Below are 14,675 nucleotides of genomic sequence, written 5' to 3'. Positions count from 1 at the left end.
CGCTACCCCCGCTGCCGGCGGACCGATCGATCGGGCCCGACGCTCTCCTCCCCCTCAGAGCGCTCGGGCCCGATCTCTTTGTTCAAGCTCAGGAGAAGAAGCCCGTACGCCAGGTCGGCTGGCTGGGGGACCACCCGAGGCTACGCGCGTGGGTATTCGTGGCACCGCGAGCCCAAGGAGCGCGTGAGGCGGACTGGGAGTCTGTCGGCGCGGGGGCGCCTACTGATTGGGCGAAGGCCGGGAGCCAGGTGGTGGCGGGAGCCGGCTCGTCGTCGACGACGTTGACGGGGCCGGATGGCCAGGTCAGGGCGGCTGCGGCGGCTGAGACCGCGTCTTGGATGTGGAGGAAGCTGGTGACATCGCCGTTTGCCGGGAGTTGGCCGGCGGCGGCCAGGTCGGCCATCAGGCCGCCCTTGGTGTACCAGGTGTCGGGGCCGTAGAGCAGGCCGTAGCGGAGTACGACCCACTCGGGAGCCTCGGCGGTGATCGCCTCGAGGGTGGCGACCGCGTCGACCGTCCCGCGGCGCCTCTCGTCGGCGGTGTGCAGGTCGAGAGACGTGGACTCGTCAGCGGGCACATCGCCCGGCTCGTACGCCCACGCGACGCTCTGCGAGATCACCCGCCGTACTCCGGCAGCGAGCGCAGCGTCGACGAGGTTGCGGGTGCCTTCACGCCGGATCCGCCCGTTCGCGGCGAAATCTCGCGACGTGAGGTCGGTCAGCTGGTGCATGACGACATCCGGCCGGGCGGCCGCAACCACCTCGCGGAGCGCGGCAGCGTCGTACACATCACCCTGCACCGTCGTCACGCCGGGCACCTGTGACCGCCTCGACAGCGCGGTCACCTCGTGGCCATCGGCAACTAGCAGCGGTACCAGCCGACGGCCGATGACGCCGGTCGCGCCGGCGATGAAGATCCTCATGCAACCAACCTAGGCAGCGGCGCCCCCGCCGTGCTGGTCCAATCGGCGGCCAGTTCGCCGGTCCACTTCCGGAAGGGGTGAACAAGCGTTTACCATTCCTGAGTAAACAACTGTTCACCCCGTGAGGACTCCGTGTGACCGTCCGCCCTGCCGCTCACCCACGCCTGATCCTGGCCGCGCTCGCGTTCTGCGGTGTGCTGGTCTCGATCAGCCAGACCATCGTCGTACCGCTCCTGCCCGAGCTACCGCAGATCACCCACAGCCCCGCGTCCGACGTGAGCTGGCTGATCACTGTGACGCTGCTCACCGGAGCCGTGTTCACGCCGCTGCTCGGCCGCGCCGGCGACATGTACGGCAAGCGCCGCGTGCTGCTGATCGCGCTGTCGTCGATGATCATCGGCTCGTTGCTCTGCGCAATCAGCTCGAACCTGACCGTGCTGATCGTCGGCCGGGCGTTCCAGGGCGCCGCCGTCGCGGTGGTCCCGCTCGGCATCAGCATCCTGCGCGACGAGCTGCCCCCGCGGCGGGTGATCCCGTCCATCGCGATCATGAGCTCGACGCTGGGTATCGGCGCGGCGTTCGGCATCCCGGCCGCGACGCTGGTGGTCGAGTACGCGAACTGGCACACGATGTTCTGGATCAACCTCGGCCTCGGCCTGCTCGACATCGTCCTGGTGCTGCTGATCGTTCCCGAGTCGGCGATCCGGACCAGCGGCCGCTTCGACATCGTCGGCGCTGTCGGCCTCAGCGCGTTCCTCGTCTGCTTCCTCCTCGCGGTCTCGAAGACCACCGCCTGGAGTGCGCCGACCCTCGTCGTCCTGTACGCCGTTGCCGTGCTGCTGATCCCGGCGTGGGGCTGGTACGAACTGCGCACGAGGAGCCCCCTCGTGGACCTCCGCGTCTCCGCGCGTCCCGCCGTACTCTTCACCAACCTGGGCGCACTGCTGATCGGGTTCGCGTTCTACGCCAACTCGCTGTCGACCGCGCAGCTCGTGCAGGAGCCCACATGGACTGGCTACGGGCTGGGCGAATCCATCGTCGTCAGCGGTCTGTGTCTGCTGCCAGGTGGGGTGGCGATGGTGTTGCTCTCGCCCGTATCCGCCCGGATCTCCAACGCGCGCGGCCCGCGGTTCACGCTCGGAATCGCGTCGGTGCTGATGGCCGCGGGGTACGTGGTCAGGCTGTTCACCAGCAGCAACGTGGCGGGGATCGTCATCGGCGCAACGGTCGTTTCTGCCGGCACTGCCGTTGCGTACTCGGCGCTTCCGGCGCTGATCATGCATGCTGTGCCGGTGACCGAAACGGCTGCCGCGAACGGCCTCAACACGCTGATGCGCACGGTCGGGCAGGCGATCTGCAGCACGATCGTCGCGACCGTGCTGGCCAACGTCACGATCGCGAGCGCCGGCCGGGTCGCGCCCGCGCTCTCGGCGTACCTGATCGTGTTCGTGATCGCCGGCGTGGCGGCCGTGGCGGCGGCGGGGCTGGTCCTGCTGATCCCGGTACGTCGCCCCAAGCCGGCGTCCGAGGTGGCGGGCGAGGTGGCGGGTGAGACGACTGGTGAGGTGGCACGGGCGTGACCGATCCGGGGCGGACCGCGATCCTGCGCGCGGCGCGGAAGGCGTTCGCGCGCGAGCCGTACAACGGGGTCACGCTGCGCGGGGTCGCCGCGGACGCGGGCGTCAGCGCTGCCCTGATCGTCAAGTACTTCGGCGGCAAGGAAGCGCTGTTCGAGCGGGTCGCCGACTTCACCGAGGCCGCCCAACTGCTGCTCGCGGCACCGAACGAGCGGCTCGGCCAGCACGCCGTTCGGACCCTCGTGAAGTACCGCCGCGAGAACGACCAGGACCTGCTCGTCCGGGTCGTCTTCGCGGCCGGCAAGGGGGACGAGCGCGCCCAGATCCGCGAGCACTTCCGGGACCAGGTCACCCGCGCCTTCGCCGCCCGACTGACCGGTCCGGACGCCGACCTGCGGGCCGCGCTGATCACCGGCCAGCTGCTCGGGCTCGGCGCCGCGATCGCGATCGACCGGGAAGGCCCGATCGCCACGGCCGACCTGGACCGGGTCGCCGCGCTGTACGCCCCGAGCCTTCAGGGCCTGATCACCCCTTGAGACACCGTCTTAGAATGTGATCTGGGGTGCTGGCTGCAGGGAGTGACGCCGCTAACATGGACGATCCAGGCCGAGAGGCGCTGCAACGGGCCGAGGGTCCGCCACGCTCGACCTGAGTGCACAGACGGCGAGGGCCTGCGTGCACCCTGCAAGGGCGCCTCCGGAGATCGTTTCTGGAGGGGACGGCAGATGAGTGAGACCGCGCTGCGCGAGCTGCTGGATCAGCGGATCGTCGTGCTCGATGGTGCCTGGGGCACGATGCTGCAGAACGCCAAGCTCAAGCCCGAGGACTATCAGCCCGACCGCTACAACGACGAGACCCACGACGTCACCGGCGACCCGGACCTGGTCAACCTGACCCGGCCGGACGTGATCCTCGACGTCCACCGGCAGTACCTGGCGGCCGGCGCCGACATCACCACCACGAACACGTTCACCGCCTCCAGCATCGGCCAGGCGGACTACGGCCTGCAGCAGTACGTGCGGGACATGAACCTGGCCGGCGCCCGCCTGGCCCGGCAGGCGGCCGACGAGTTCGCCACCCCGGACCGGCCGAGGTTCGTGGCCGGCTCGATCGGCCCGCTGAACGTCACGCTGTCGCTGAGCCCGCGGGTCGAGGACCCGGCGTACCGTGCGGTGAACTTCGAGCAGGTCAAGGCGACCTACGCCGAGCAGATCGCAGCGCTCGCCGAGGGCGGCGTCGACCTGCTGCTGATCGAGACGATCTTCGACACCCTGAACGCCAAGGCCGCCGTCGCTGCGGCCCGCGAGGTCGCGCCGCATCTGCCGCTGTGGATCTCGGTGACGATCGTCGACCTGAGCGGCCGCACCCTGTCAGGTCAGACCGTCGAGGCGTTCTGGAGTTCGGTCGAGCACGCCAATCCGCTCGTCGTCGGCGTCAACTGTTCGCTCGGTGCCGCGGAGATGCGCCCGCACGTCGCGGACCTCGCCCGGTTCGCCGGCACGTACGTCGCCTCGCACCCGAACGCCGGCCTCCCGAACGCCTTCGGCGGGTACGACGAGCAGCCCCACGAGACCGCGGCCATGCTCGAGGAGTTCGCGCAGTCCGGCCTGGTGAACATCGTCGGCGGCTGCTGCGGTACGACGCCCGCCCACATCAAGCAGATCGCCGCCGCGGTGCAGGACGTCGCGCCGCGGACCGTCGTACCGACCGATCACACCACCAGGTTCTCCGGGCTCGAGCCGTTCAAGATCAGCGCGGACACCGGGTTCGTGATGATCGGCGAGCGGACCAACGTCACCGGGTCGGCCCGGTTCCGCCGGCTGATCGAGGGCGACGACCACCAGGCCGCGGTCGACGTGGCGCTCGAGCAGGTGCGCGGCGGCGCGAACCTGCTCGACGTGAACATGGACGCCGACCTGCTCGACAGCGAGCAGGCGATGACCACGTTCCTGAACCTGATCGCGACCGAGCCCGAGGTGGCCCGGATCCCGATCATGATCGACAGCTCGAAGTGGACGGTCCTCGAGGCCGGGCTGAAATGCGTGCAGGGCAAGGGCGTGGTCAATTCGATCAGCCTGAAGGAAGGCGAGGAGGAGTTCCTCGAGCGCGCCCGCAAGATCATGGACTACGGCGCCGGCGCGGTGGTGATGGCCTTCGACGAGCAGGGTCAGGCCGACACCGTCGAGCGCAAGGTCGCGATCTGCGGCCGCGCGTACGACCTGCTCACCGGGATCGGCTTCCGGGCCGAGGACATCATCTTCGACCCGAATGTGCTGGCCGTCGCGACCGGTATGTCCGAGCACAACGGCTACGCGAAGAACTTCATCGACGCGCTGCCGTTGATCAAGGAACGCTGCCCCGGCGTGCACATCAGCGGCGGTATCTCGAACCTGTCGTTCTCGTTCCGCGGCAACGACATCGTCCGCGAGGCGATGCACTCGTCCTTCCTGTACCACGCGGGCAAGGTCGGCCTGGACATGGGAATCGTCAACGCCGGCCAGCTGGCGGTGTACGAAGACATCCCGAAGGACCTGCTCGAGCTGGTCGAGGACGTCATCTTCGACCGGCGTGACGACGCCACCGACCGGCTGGTCGCGTTCGCGGAGAACGTGAAGGGTAAGGGCACCCAGCGCGAGGTCGACCTGACCTGGCGCGAGGGCACCGTGCAGGAGCGGCTGTCGCATGCACTGGTGCACGGCATCGTCGACTACATCGAGGCGGACACCGAGGAAGCGCGCAAGCAGTTGCCGCGTCCGCTCGAGGTGATCGAGGGTCCGCTGATGGACGGTATGAAGATCGTCGGCGACCTGTTCGGCGCCGGCAAGATGTTCCTGCCGCAGGTGGTGAAGAGCGCGCGGGTGATGAAGCGCTCGGTCGCCTACCTGGAGCCGTTCATGGAGGCGGAGAAAGAGCAGGCCCGGCTCGAGGGCCGCGCGGAGATGGTCCGCGGCCAGGGCAAGGTCGTGATGGCGACCGTGAAGGGCGACGTCCACGACATCGGCAAGAACATCGTCGGCGTGGTGCTCGGCTGCAACAACTACGAGGTGATCGACCTCGGCGTGATGGTGCCGGCGGCAAGGATCCTCGACACGGCCGTTGCCGAGGGCGCCGACGCGGTCGGGCTGTCCGGCCTGATCACGCCGTCGCTCGACGAGATGGTTGCCGTGGCCGGCGAGATGCAGAGGCGCGGGCTGAAGCTGCCGCTGCTCATCGGCGGTGCGACTACGTCGAAGCAGCACACCGCGGTCCGGATCGCACCGGCGTACGACCAGACGACGGTGCATGTGCTGGACGCGTCGCGGGTGGTCGGCGTGGTGTCGGATCTCCTCGACGAGGAGCGGGCCGAACAGCTTGCCAAGAGCAACAGTCTTGAACAGGAGCGGCTCCGCGAGCAGCACGCGAACAAGCAGCGCAGTCCGCTGCTGACGCTGGCCGAGGCGCGCGCGAACAAGGAGCCGGTCGAGTACGGCGAACTGCCGGTGCCGGCCTTCACCGGTCTGCGCCGGGAGACGCCGTCGCTGGAGGCTCTTCGCGCGATGATCGACTGGCAGTTCCTCTTCCTGGCCTGGGAAGTCAAGGGCAAGTACCCGGCGATCCTGGACAATCCCGTCGCCCGCGAGCTGTTCGACGACGCGAACACGTTGCTGGACGAGATCATTGCCGACGGGTCCTTCAAGGCCGAGGGGGTGTACGGGTTCTGGCCGGCGCACAGCGACGGCGACGACATCATCCTCGACGGTCTCGACCGGTCGTTCCCGATGCTGCGCCAGCAGACCGAGAAGCCTGCCGGGCGGCACAATCGCTGCCTGGCGGACTACGTCGCGCCGGCCGGTGATCACCTCGGCGGGTTCGGCGTCGCGATCCACGGAGCCGAGGCACTGGCGAAGTCGTACGAGGACAAGAACGACGACTATCGGGCGATCATGGTGAAGGCGCTGGCCGACCGGCTGGCCGAGGCGTTCGCCGAGTGGATCCACCTGGAGGCGCGGAAGGCGTGGTTCGAGCCTGACGTACAGCCGGTGCTGGAGGATCTGCACGCGGAGCGGTTCCGTGGGATCCGGCCGGCACTCGGGTACCCGGCGAGCCCGGACCACAGCGAGAAGAAGGACCTGTTCGAGCTGCTCGAGGCGGAGCAGCTCGGTCTCGGGCTGACGGAGTCGTTCGCGATGACGCCGGCCGCGGCGGTCAGCGGCCTGATCTTCGCGAACCCGGCATCCCGCTACTTCAGCGTCGGCCGCCTCGGCCGCGACCAGATCGAGGACTACGCCGTACGCCGGGGCCTCTCGGTCGAAGAGGTCGAACGCTGGCTCCGCCCGAACCTCTCCTACGACCCGGCCTAGGGCCTAGCCGCCGAGGCCTCGCTGCTCGCGACCGGGCTGGATCTTGGAAGGTCCGGTCGTGCTGTAGCTGGCGTTGGCGGTGATTGCGCCGCTGGCCGGGGCGAGTGCGGAGTCCTCGAGCAGCCTGCGTAGCTGGGGGTCGATCTTCTCCGATGCAGTCTGGACGGCAGCGGCCGCGAGGGACGGGTCGTCCTTCGCGACGGCCTCGGTGAAGCCGTTGCGGAGGGTGACCTCTGCGCGCAGCAAGTCACGTGGCGACAGTTCTTCCGTACCGGGCAGGAGCGACAGGATCTCGCCGTACCGCTCCTCGGGCTTCTGTGAGATCAGCCAGTCGGAGAGTGCGGCGTAGTCCTCAGGCTCGGCTGTGGTGCCGCCCTGCTGCCGGACGATCTCGGTCATCAGTTCCCGTGCTGCCGCTGCGGCCGCCGGGTTCCGGCCGGCGAAGGCGAAGTCCGGCACGTCTTCGGCCGGGACGAACTGTGCGGATTCGGTCCTCGACCAGAGCTCGGACAGCCGTTCCTGGGTCCAGACATCGGCCAGTCCGTCGTCCAGGTCGGCCTCCGGCTGGTGGAGTCCGCCGATGTTGTCGAACAGCGGGCTGCTCAGTCCGACCGACTGCGAGGTCGTGTGTGCGGTTGCTTGGACCAGTCGTTCCCGGTCACCCTGCTCCGGCGTCCCAGCGCCGTACCGGCGGACCGCATCGGCCAGCTCCTCCGGCAGGACCAGGGGGCTGTCGTTGGACCGGAGCGAGTCGACCGCGCTCATGCCCGGGCGGTCGTTCGGCCGGACGACGAAGTCGATACCGCGCCACCGGACGAGGCGATCAGTGGTCTCGCTGACGGCTTCGACGATCGAGTCTCCCCAGGAGAAGCACGGATCGTCGGTCTTGACCAGGCCAGTGGCCATGGCGAGTTCTCCTTCGTGGGCGAGGCTGCGGGGTTCATTTACGCTGGCCGCATGACTGTGATCGTGCGGCCTGCTGTTGCCGGGGACTCCGAGGTGGTGGCAGCGATCTGGTACGACGGTTGGCGGGACGGGCATCTCGGGCATGTACCGGACGAACTGGTCGCTGTCCGGACCGAGGAATCGTTCGGAACGCGTGCTGTTCAACGGGTTGCGGACACCACCGTCGCACTGGTGGGGGACGCGGTTGCCGGTTTCGTGATGGTCGTGGGGGACGAGGTCGAGCAGGTGTACGTATCGCGCGATCACCGTGGATCGGGAGTAGCCGGGACGCTACTGACCGAAGCTGAACAGCAGGTGAAAGCCGGAGGACACAGGGAAGCCTGGCTTGCCGTAGCGACCGGGAATGCGCGGGCCCGCCGGTTCTACGAGCGCAGCGGCTGGACAGACGGCGGCCCGTTCGACTACCCGGCCACGGTGGAAGGCGGGAGCGTACCGGTGCCATGCCACCGTTACGTGAAGTCCGTCTGAACAGACGCAGGATTCCCCTGTAATTCAGGCTGTCGCGCGGTCAACCTGGCCGGACCGGGTTAGTTTGCTTTGGCAAGCATTTCCCGTACTCCGAAGAAGGTCACCATGGCATTCCGTTCCTGGCGCCGGCCGTCCCGCCGGATGGTTCTGACCAGCGTCGCAGCAGTCGCGATGACATCGGTCGTCGGCGGGGTCGCGTACTCGGCCGGTGCCGCGAACCCGCAGCCGGCCATCCAGACGTCGACGCCGCGCAGCGAGAAGCAGGTCACGAACATCGACGTACTGCGGCAGCAGTTGCGCAACTACTACGGCGATCCGCTCGGTAGCGGTACCTTCGCGGACAACAGCAACTACGCCAAGGAAGCCCGCTCGGTGGCTGCGGCGGGCACGCGCTGGATCTCGGCGCCGCACCACACCCGCCAGACGAAGGCGATCCTGCTGGACGTCGACGACACCTCGCTGGCGACCTGGAACTACGAGATCTTCAGTAACTGGGCGTTCAACCCGACGACCAACGCGGACTATGTGCTGAACCAGCGGTTCCCGGCCGTGCCGGGCATGGTCGACCTGGTGAAGACGGCCGCGAGCAAGGGGTACGCGATCTTCTTCCTGACCGGCCGCGGCGCAGCGCAGGAGAAGGCCACGCTGGGCAACCTCACCACGGACGGGATCGGCGTCGACGCCGGCTACCCGGACCCGACGACCCTGAGCAACGGCGAGGACGGCCTGTTCACCAAGCCCGCCGTCGCCGACTACCCGGACTACCTGAAGAAGGCCTGCGCGGCCGACCCGAACGGCTCGTGCACGACGATCCACTACAAATCGGCGACCCGTGCGCACATCGAGTCGCTCGGCTACGACATCGTCGCGAACTTCGGCGACCAGTTCTCCGACCTGAAGGGCGGCTTCGCGGACCGTACTTTCAAGCTCCCGAACCCGAACTACTACCTGCCCTGATCACGCTCGCGGTAGAGCGCCGTACAGCAAGGTGCGAAGGGAGTCGGTGAGAGCCGGCTCGAAATCCAGCCGGATGGCTTCGAGGGCCGGGTCGGCTTCGTAGGCGGCGAGGATGGCGGGGACGGGGTGTGAGTGGGTCCAGATCGCACCCGCGAGCAGGCTCGCGGTGGCGATGAACCTGCCCGCTCCGTCCTCGCCGAGCTCCGGCAGCACGCCGGCGACGACCTCGATCATCTGCACATAGCTCACCGCGGCAGCGCGCTTGAAGCTCAGCGCTGTCTCGGTGGAGATGTTCCGCTCCAGGACTCCTGCCTGCGCGCTGATCAGGTCGCAGAGCACCGGCCGCTCCGACAGCGTGCCGACGATGGCGCTGATCAGCTGCTCGGACCGATCGTCGATCGTCAGCTCCGGGAGCGCGTCGCCGACCGTGGCGTCCAGATCCTTTACCCAGGCCGCTAGCTCGCTGCTCGACAGCTCGAGCAGGACGGCCTCGCGGGAGTCGAAGTAGTTCAGCACGTTGGACTTCGCCAGGCCGACGCGGCGGCTCAGCTCGTTGAGGCTGACGTCCGCGACCGGCATCTCGGTCAGCATCGTGGCGGCCGTCGCGAGGATCGCCCGCCGCCGCTCGGCCCGCTGCTCGTCGCTCCGAGCGCGCTGGAATGTCTTCACGCTCACATTCTACAGACCATCGGTCTGTTGTTATCGGACCAGCGGTCTGATAAAGTTCCAGCCATAACAGACCATCAGTCTTTTATGGAGTGTGGATCATGTATGAGATTCCCGATCAGACCGGCAAGCTCGTTGTCGTCACCGGCGCCAACAGCGGCACCGGCAAGGAGGCCACCAAGCGGCTCGCCGCCGCCGGTGCGCGGGTGGTGATGGCGGTCCGGACTCCGGCCAAGGGCGAGGCGGCGAAGGCCGAGATCCTCGCCGCGCACCCGAGCGCCCAGCTCGAAGTGCGGCGGATCGACCTCGCCGACCTGGCCTCGGTCCAGGAGTTCGCCGAGAAGCTCGCCGCCGACGAGTCGCACGTCGACGTGCTGGTGAACAACGCCGGCGTGATGGTTCCGCCGACCCGGATCTCCACGAAGGACGGCTTCGAGCTGCAGTTCGGGTCAAACTTCCTCGGCCCGTTCGCGCTCACCGTGCGGCTGCTGCCGCTCGTCCTGGCAGGGCCGGCGCCCCGGATCGCGACCATGGCCAGCGGTGCCGCGAACTTCGGCAGCATCCACTTCGACGACCTGCAGTGGGACAAGCGATACCGGCGGACCGCGGCGTACTCGCAGTCGAAGCTCGCCGACCTGATGATGAGCAACCAACTGGCCAAGCTCTCCGCCGACCGCGGTTGGGGCCTGCTCAGCGTCGCCGCCCACCCCGGCTACACCCGCACCAACCTGCAGAGCGCCGGTGCCGCGCTCGGCCGGGAGAGGCCGTCGCTTCTCAACCGGGTGGGCATGCGCTTCAACCCGCTGCCGAAGCAGGACGTCGAGATCGGCGCCGAGCCGCTCCTGTTCGCGGCCGCCGACCCTGCCGCCGAGGCCGGCGGCTACTACGGTCCGTCGGGCATCTTCGGTCTCGTCGGTCCCACCGCCGTGGCCAAGCAGCCGAAGGCTGCGCTCGACGCCGAGACCAGCGCCCGCCTCTGGAAGGTTGCCGAGGGACTGACGGGCGTTTCGCTCCCGTCTATCCTGCCCAAGTGAGTGAGTGGTCGCGTGGCGGAATCTACGAGTCGTATGTCGGCCGCTGGAGCCGGTTGGTCGCGAAGGAGTTCCTCGACTGGCTCGAGCAGCCGGCGGCGTTGGGCTGGCTCGACGTCGGCTGCGGTACGGGCGCGCTGACGAGCACGATCCTGCGTGCGGCGGATCCAGCCACCGTGCTCGGGGTCGACCCGTCGGAAGGCTTCATCGAGTACGCGCGGCAGTCGATCCACGACGAGCGCGCGAGCTTCGACCTACGCTCGGCGGCCGAGCTGCCGGACGGCCCGTTCGACGTGGTGGTCTCCGGTCTCGTGCTCAACTTCGTCCCGGAGCGGGTCGAGGCCCTGCGCCGGATGCGGGAGATCGGGTCGACGGTCGCGGTCTACGTGTGGGACTACGCCGAAGGCATGCAGGTGATGCGGTACTTCTTCGACACGATGCTCGCGCTGCGTCCCCAGGACCGTGAGCACGACGAGGGCGTCCGATTCGCCTTCTGTACGGCGGAAGGCCTGGAAGGACTGTTCCGCGAGGCCGGGTTCGCCGACGTGCGGACGCGCGCGATCGACGTACCGACGGTGTTTACCTCGTTCGACGACTTCTGGACGCCGTTCCTCGGCGGGACGGGTGTGGCGCCGGTGTACCTGCGCGGTCTGGAGCCGGCGGATCAGGATGCGATGCGTGAGGGCGTCCGCGAGCGGTTGCCGATCGAGGCGGACGGCTCGATCAAGTTGACTGCGCGGGCGTGGGCCGCGATCGGTTGAGATAGTCGTCGCGCAGGTAGCCGAACAGCAGGTCGTCGGTCCACTCGCCCTTGAACCAGGTGTTGGACAGCCGCAGACCTTCCTGGGTGAATCCGACCCGTTCGAGCAACCGCGCGGAGGCTGTATTGCGGGCGTCGGCCTCGGCGGACACTCGATGCAGCTCCCGCTCGACGAAGAGGTGCTCGAGCAGTCCGCGCACGGCCTCGGACGCGTACCCCATCCCTTGGTACTCCGTTGCCAGCGTGAAGCCGAGCTCGGCCTGCATCAGGTTCTCGTGCAGGTTGAGACCGAGGTCCCCGATCAGTACGCCGTCCAGGTCGACCGCGTACTGGAACCAGCCGGCCGCTTCCGGATCGCCCCGCCCGAACCGTTCGACCGTCTCCTGGGCGTCGGTGAGCGACACCGGCGCGTCCCACCCTTGGTAGTGGGCGACATCAGGATCTGAGCGGTACGCCGCGAACCGCTCGGCGTCCGCAGGCGTGAACCGGCGCAAGGTCAGCCGTTCGGTACGCACGAACATCGGCCCATCATGTCAAAACCGCGCGCTCGACTCCGTCCTATCAGTGAGAGGAGTGCGCCGATGAAGTTCCTACTGATCCTGCAGGGTGACGGTGAAGCGCGTCTGCAGCGTGACGAGTTCGAGCGAGTTGCCCACGACGCCGGCGAACTGGTCGGCGGCGAACTACTCGCCGATCCCCAGCTGTCCGTCCGACTTCCCGACTGCCGGCCGACGCAGATCGACGGGTACTACGTCATCGACGTCGAGAGCCCTGAACGAGCGATCGAGCTCGCGCGCCTGCTACCAGACGCGCGAGCCGCCGGCCGCTCCGTAGAGATCCGAGCGGTCATGCACCCGACCGCTACGGACTTCTAGACCACCTTGAACCACATGCTGGTGGCCATGGCGGTCTCGGTGACGCTCATGCGTTCGAGCCGGACCGTGTGGCCGCCCGGGTAGTCGAACAGGCGGGTGCCGTCGCCGAGCATCGTCGGGGCGAACAGGAGCAGGACCTCGTCCAGCTCGCCGGCCTCGATGCACTGCTTGGCGATGTTGGCTCCGATCACGTTGACGTACTTGTCGCCGGCTGCCTCCTTCGCTCGGGCGAGTGCCTTGGCGAAGTCGTCGACGTACGTGACATCGGGTTCCGCGGCGGCCGGCGGGCGATGCGTGACGACGTACAACGGTCCGCTCCACCCGCCGCCGAACGCCTGACCTTCACCGGACTCACCCTTGAACGGATCGTCTCCGTCGTGGGACCGGCGGCCGACGAGGATCGATCCGATCCGCGGGATCAGCTCGCCGACCTCCGGATTGGGCCCGAGGTACGGGCGCATCCACTGCATGTCACCGTCCGGCCCGGTGATGAACCCGTCCACCGACATCGTCACCGAGTACAAGACCTTCGACATGTTTCCTCCTGCTCGTTCGGTTGGTAGCTGTTGAGACGAACGAGCCGGAGAAAACTCATCGCGACGCGGGACCGACGTCTGCAGGTTTCAGCGGACGGTTGTGCGGCGTGGCCTTGCTGTACTCGTCCGCGCCGACGTCTGCCTTGCCGGTGCGCGGGTGGTCGTCGAGGTCGCGGGTGACGGTCGGGTACGACTTGATGGCCGCGTTGATCGCCGGGCTGCCCGCCGTGAGCCGACGTACGCCGTCGCTGCCCGCCGCGAGCTTCGGGTCCTTCCGAGCGGATCCGCCCGCCGGGATGGTGCCGTCGGACGCGGCACCCCAGCAGAGGTTGCCGGAGAACGCGATCCCGTCCAGGTACGGCATCGAGACCAGTTGCTTGCCTGCATCGCCGACGAGAAGGTTGTCGGTGATCGAGCAGCCGAGCGGCGGCAAGGGACGCTGTGACTCGCCGCTGATCGCCGTTCCACACGATTGAACGGTGTTCAGCGCGATCGTCACCCGGTCAGGTGCGTCGTTGCCGCGTCGGCTCTCGGGGGAGTCCTCGGGCTTGTGGTCGCGGACGCTCCCGCTGCCGAGCACGATCCCGGAGCCGGCGACCTGCTCGACGTAGTTGTTCACGATCAGGTGATCGTTGCCGTAGATCCGGATTCCGTTGCTTCCGGCAAGGATGAAGTTCGCGTCGACGCGGGACCTGTTGCCGTGCCGGAGCACGATCCCGCCGAGGCTGTCGCGGATCGTGTTGTGCCGGATCGTGTTGCCGGTCGACTTGACCGAGATCGCCTCCGGGTCGCCGTTGCACCGCTCGAACAGGTTCTCCTCGACGAACGCGCCGGCGTCACTCAACGACCGGCCGCTCAGTCCGAGCCGGATCGGCTCGCCGCCGTTGTCACCGGCGTACGTGTGGTCGGAGAAGTAGTTCCGGACGATCTGCACACCGCGGGCCATGCCGTCGGAGCCGGGGCCCTCGACGCCGAGGAAGACGCCGAGCTTCGACTTCCCGTGGAAGTGGTTGCGCTCGACAACAGTCGCGTCGCCGCGCACCATCACCCAGTGCGAGCCCTCGATATCGCCGAGCTGGAGGTCGTTGCGGCTGATCCGGATGTGCTGACACGTCGTCGGTACTTCGAACGTGGTCTGCTGCCGAAGCTTGAATCCGTCGATCACGACGTACGACGAACCCGCGAGGGCGAACCCGTTGTTTCCGGTCAGCGTCACACCGCCGATCGACTCCGCGCGGACGGTGATCGGCGCGGCCGCGGTCCCGTGCTTCGCGCTGACCGCGATGGTTTCATCACCGGGTACGGCGTACGTGCCGTTGGCCAGCACGATCTCGGCGCCCGGCTTGGCGGCCGCGATCGCCTTGCGGAGCTCGTCCAGCGTGCGGGCCCGGACGGCTCTTGTCCGGGCGGTCGTGGCACTCGCGGGTCTGGCGACGGTTGCCGCGGTGAGGCCGAGGCTGCCGATCAAGAAAGTGCGACGGTGCATGGGTTCCTCCTGGGAGGTGGGGCGGTAGTCGCTCAGTGTGGAGCGCCTGAAGAGAGTCTGGCAAGCGCTTACCGTGCGAGTCGGGCGGATC

General features: G+C 68.1%; 14 protein-coding genes. 8 read left to right on the top strand and 6 right to left on the bottom strand.

The annotated features are described in order from the left end of the window. Positions 1–88 precede the first annotated feature (88 nt). On the bottom strand, positions 89–922 hold the full coding sequence (locus EV645_RS06795; protein ID WP_130440817.1) for an NAD-dependent epimerase/dehydratase family protein: 834 nt from the start codon (positions 920–922) through the stop codon (positions 89–91). Between the two features lie 134 nt (positions 923–1,056). Here EV645_RS06795 and EV645_RS06790 point away from each other — a divergent pair, with 134 nt between their 5' ends. The 3 genes from EV645_RS06790 (at position 1,057) to metH (ending at position 6,839) form a co-directional block, all read left to right on the top strand. Next, positions 1,057–2,502: an MFS transporter gene (locus EV645_RS06790; RefSeq protein WP_130440815.1), complete on the top strand. Its 1,446-nt coding sequence runs from the start codon at positions 1,057–1,059 to the stop codon at positions 2,500–2,502. Continuing rightward, complete coding sequence (locus EV645_RS06785) at positions 2,499–3,035, top strand: TetR/AcrR family transcriptional regulator (protein WP_130440813.1); 537 nt, start codon at positions 2,499–2,501, stop codon at positions 3,033–3,035. The genes EV645_RS06790 and EV645_RS06785 overlap by 4 nt, the downstream gene beginning before the upstream one ends. Before the next feature lie 189 nt (positions 3,036–3,224). After that, the gene (metH, locus tag EV645_RS06780; protein WP_130440811.1) at positions 3,225–6,839 is read left to right on the top strand and encodes a methionine synthase; all 3,615 of its coding nucleotides are present in this window, start codon (positions 3,225–3,227) and stop codon (positions 6,837–6,839) included. A 3-nt stretch (positions 6,840–6,842) separates the two neighbouring features. Here metH and EV645_RS06775 read toward each other — a convergent pair whose 3' ends face one another. After that, a complete protein-coding gene (locus tag EV645_RS06775) occupies positions 6,843–7,745 on the bottom strand; it encodes a hypothetical protein (RefSeq protein WP_130440809.1) in 903 nt (300 codons plus the stop codon). A gap of 51 nt (positions 7,746–7,796) precedes the next feature. Here EV645_RS06775 and EV645_RS06770 point away from each other — a divergent pair, with 51 nt between their 5' ends. Then, positions 7,797–8,273 carry a GNAT family N-acetyltransferase gene (locus tag EV645_RS06770; protein ID WP_130440807.1) on the top strand — a complete coding sequence of 159 codons (477 nt, stop codon included), beginning with the start codon at positions 7,797–7,799 and terminating at the stop codon, positions 8,271–8,273. A gap of 105 nt (positions 8,274–8,378) precedes the next feature. Then, complete coding sequence (locus EV645_RS06765; protein WP_130440805.1) at positions 8,379–9,230, top strand: HAD family acid phosphatase; 852 nt, start codon at positions 8,379–8,381, stop codon at positions 9,228–9,230. Here EV645_RS06765 and EV645_RS06760 read toward each other — a convergent pair whose 3' ends face one another. Next, entirely contained in the window at positions 9,231–9,899 is a 669-nt protein-coding gene (locus EV645_RS06760) for a TetR/AcrR family transcriptional regulator (RefSeq protein ID WP_130440803.1), read from the bottom strand. A gap of 98 nt (positions 9,900–9,997) precedes the next feature. On the opposite strand from EV645_RS06760, the gene EV645_RS06755 reads away from it, so the two are divergent. After that, on the top strand, positions 9,998–10,930 hold the full coding sequence (locus EV645_RS06755) for an SDR family oxidoreductase (protein WP_130440800.1): 933 nt from the start codon (positions 9,998–10,000) through the stop codon (positions 10,928–10,930). Continuing rightward, on the top strand, positions 10,927–11,688 hold the full coding sequence (locus EV645_RS06750) for a class I SAM-dependent methyltransferase (protein ID WP_130440798.1): 762 nt from the start codon (positions 10,927–10,929) through the stop codon (positions 11,686–11,688). Before EV645_RS06755 ends, EV645_RS06750 begins: the two co-directional genes overlap by 4 nt. Here the strand turns inward: EV645_RS06750 and EV645_RS06745 are convergent. Further along, a complete protein-coding gene (locus EV645_RS06745) occupies positions 11,651–12,208 on the bottom strand; it encodes a GNAT family N-acetyltransferase (protein WP_130440796.1) in 558 nt (185 codons plus the stop codon). The two genes, EV645_RS06750 and EV645_RS06745, sit on opposite strands and share 38 nt — an antisense overlap. Before the next feature lie 60 nt (positions 12,209–12,268). On the opposite strand from EV645_RS06745, the gene EV645_RS06740 reads away from it, so the two are divergent. Continuing rightward, the gene (locus EV645_RS06740; RefSeq protein WP_130440794.1) at positions 12,269–12,562 is read left to right on the top strand and encodes a YciI family protein; all 294 of its coding nucleotides are present in this window, start codon (positions 12,269–12,271) and stop codon (positions 12,560–12,562) included. Here the strand turns inward: EV645_RS06740 and EV645_RS06735 are convergent. Together EV645_RS06735 and EV645_RS06730 are read right to left on the bottom strand one after the other, a co-directional pair. Then, positions 12,559–13,098 carry a dihydrofolate reductase family protein gene (locus tag EV645_RS06735; protein ID WP_130440792.1) on the bottom strand — a complete coding sequence of 180 codons (540 nt, stop codon included), beginning with the start codon at positions 13,096–13,098 and terminating at the stop codon, positions 12,559–12,561. The genes EV645_RS06740 and EV645_RS06735 overlap by 4 nt on opposite strands. A gap of 55 nt (positions 13,099–13,153) precedes the next feature. Continuing rightward, positions 13,154–14,584 carry a polysaccharide lyase 6 family protein gene (locus EV645_RS06730; RefSeq protein WP_130440790.1) on the bottom strand — a complete coding sequence of 477 codons (1,431 nt, stop codon included), beginning with the start codon at positions 14,582–14,584 and terminating at the stop codon, positions 13,154–13,156. Positions 14,585–14,675: the final 91 nt, after the last annotated feature.

This window comes from Kribbella rubisoli, assembly GCF_004217145.1.
Lineage (GTDB): Bacteria > Actinomycetota > Actinomycetes > Propionibacteriales > Kribbellaceae > Kribbella > Kribbella rubisoli.
The sequence above is the reverse complement of the archived record's forward strand: the minus strand, read 5'-3'. Positions and strand labels throughout refer to the sequence as shown.

Coding starts and splice junctions, on each gene's coding strand:
- EV645_RS06795 (WP_130440817.1), bottom strand. CDS start 922: ATGAGGATCTTCATCGCCGGCGCGACCGGCGTCATCGGCCGTCGGCTG.
- metH (WP_130440811.1), top strand. CDS start 3,225: ATGAGTGAGACCGCGCTGCGCGAGCTGCTGGATCAGCGGATCGTCGTG.
- EV645_RS06775 (WP_130440809.1), bottom strand. CDS start 7,745: ATGGCCACTGGCCTGGTCAAGACCGACGATCCGTGCTTCTCCTGGGGA.
- EV645_RS06770 (WP_130440807.1), top strand. CDS start 7,797: ATGACTGTGATCGTGCGGCCTGCTGTTGCCGGGGACTCCGAGGTGGTG.
- EV645_RS06765 (WP_130440805.1), top strand. CDS start 8,379: ATGGCATTCCGTTCCTGGCGCCGGCCGTCCCGCCGGATGGTTCTGACC.
- EV645_RS06755 (WP_130440800.1), top strand. CDS start 9,998: ATGTATGAGATTCCCGATCAGACCGGCAAGCTCGTTGTCGTCACCGGC.
- EV645_RS06745 (WP_130440796.1), bottom strand. CDS start 12,208: ATGTTCGTGCGTACCGAACGGCTGACCTTGCGCCGGTTCACGCCTGCG.
- EV645_RS06740 (WP_130440794.1), top strand. CDS start 12,269: ATGAAGTTCCTACTGATCCTGCAGGGTGACGGTGAAGCGCGTCTGCAG.
- EV645_RS06735 (WP_130440792.1), bottom strand. CDS start 13,098: ATGTCGAAGGTCTTGTACTCGGTGACGATGTCGGTGGACGGGTTCATC.
- EV645_RS06730 (WP_130440790.1), bottom strand. CDS start 14,584: ATGCACCGTCGCACTTTCTTGATCGGCAGCCTCGGCCTCACCGCGGCA.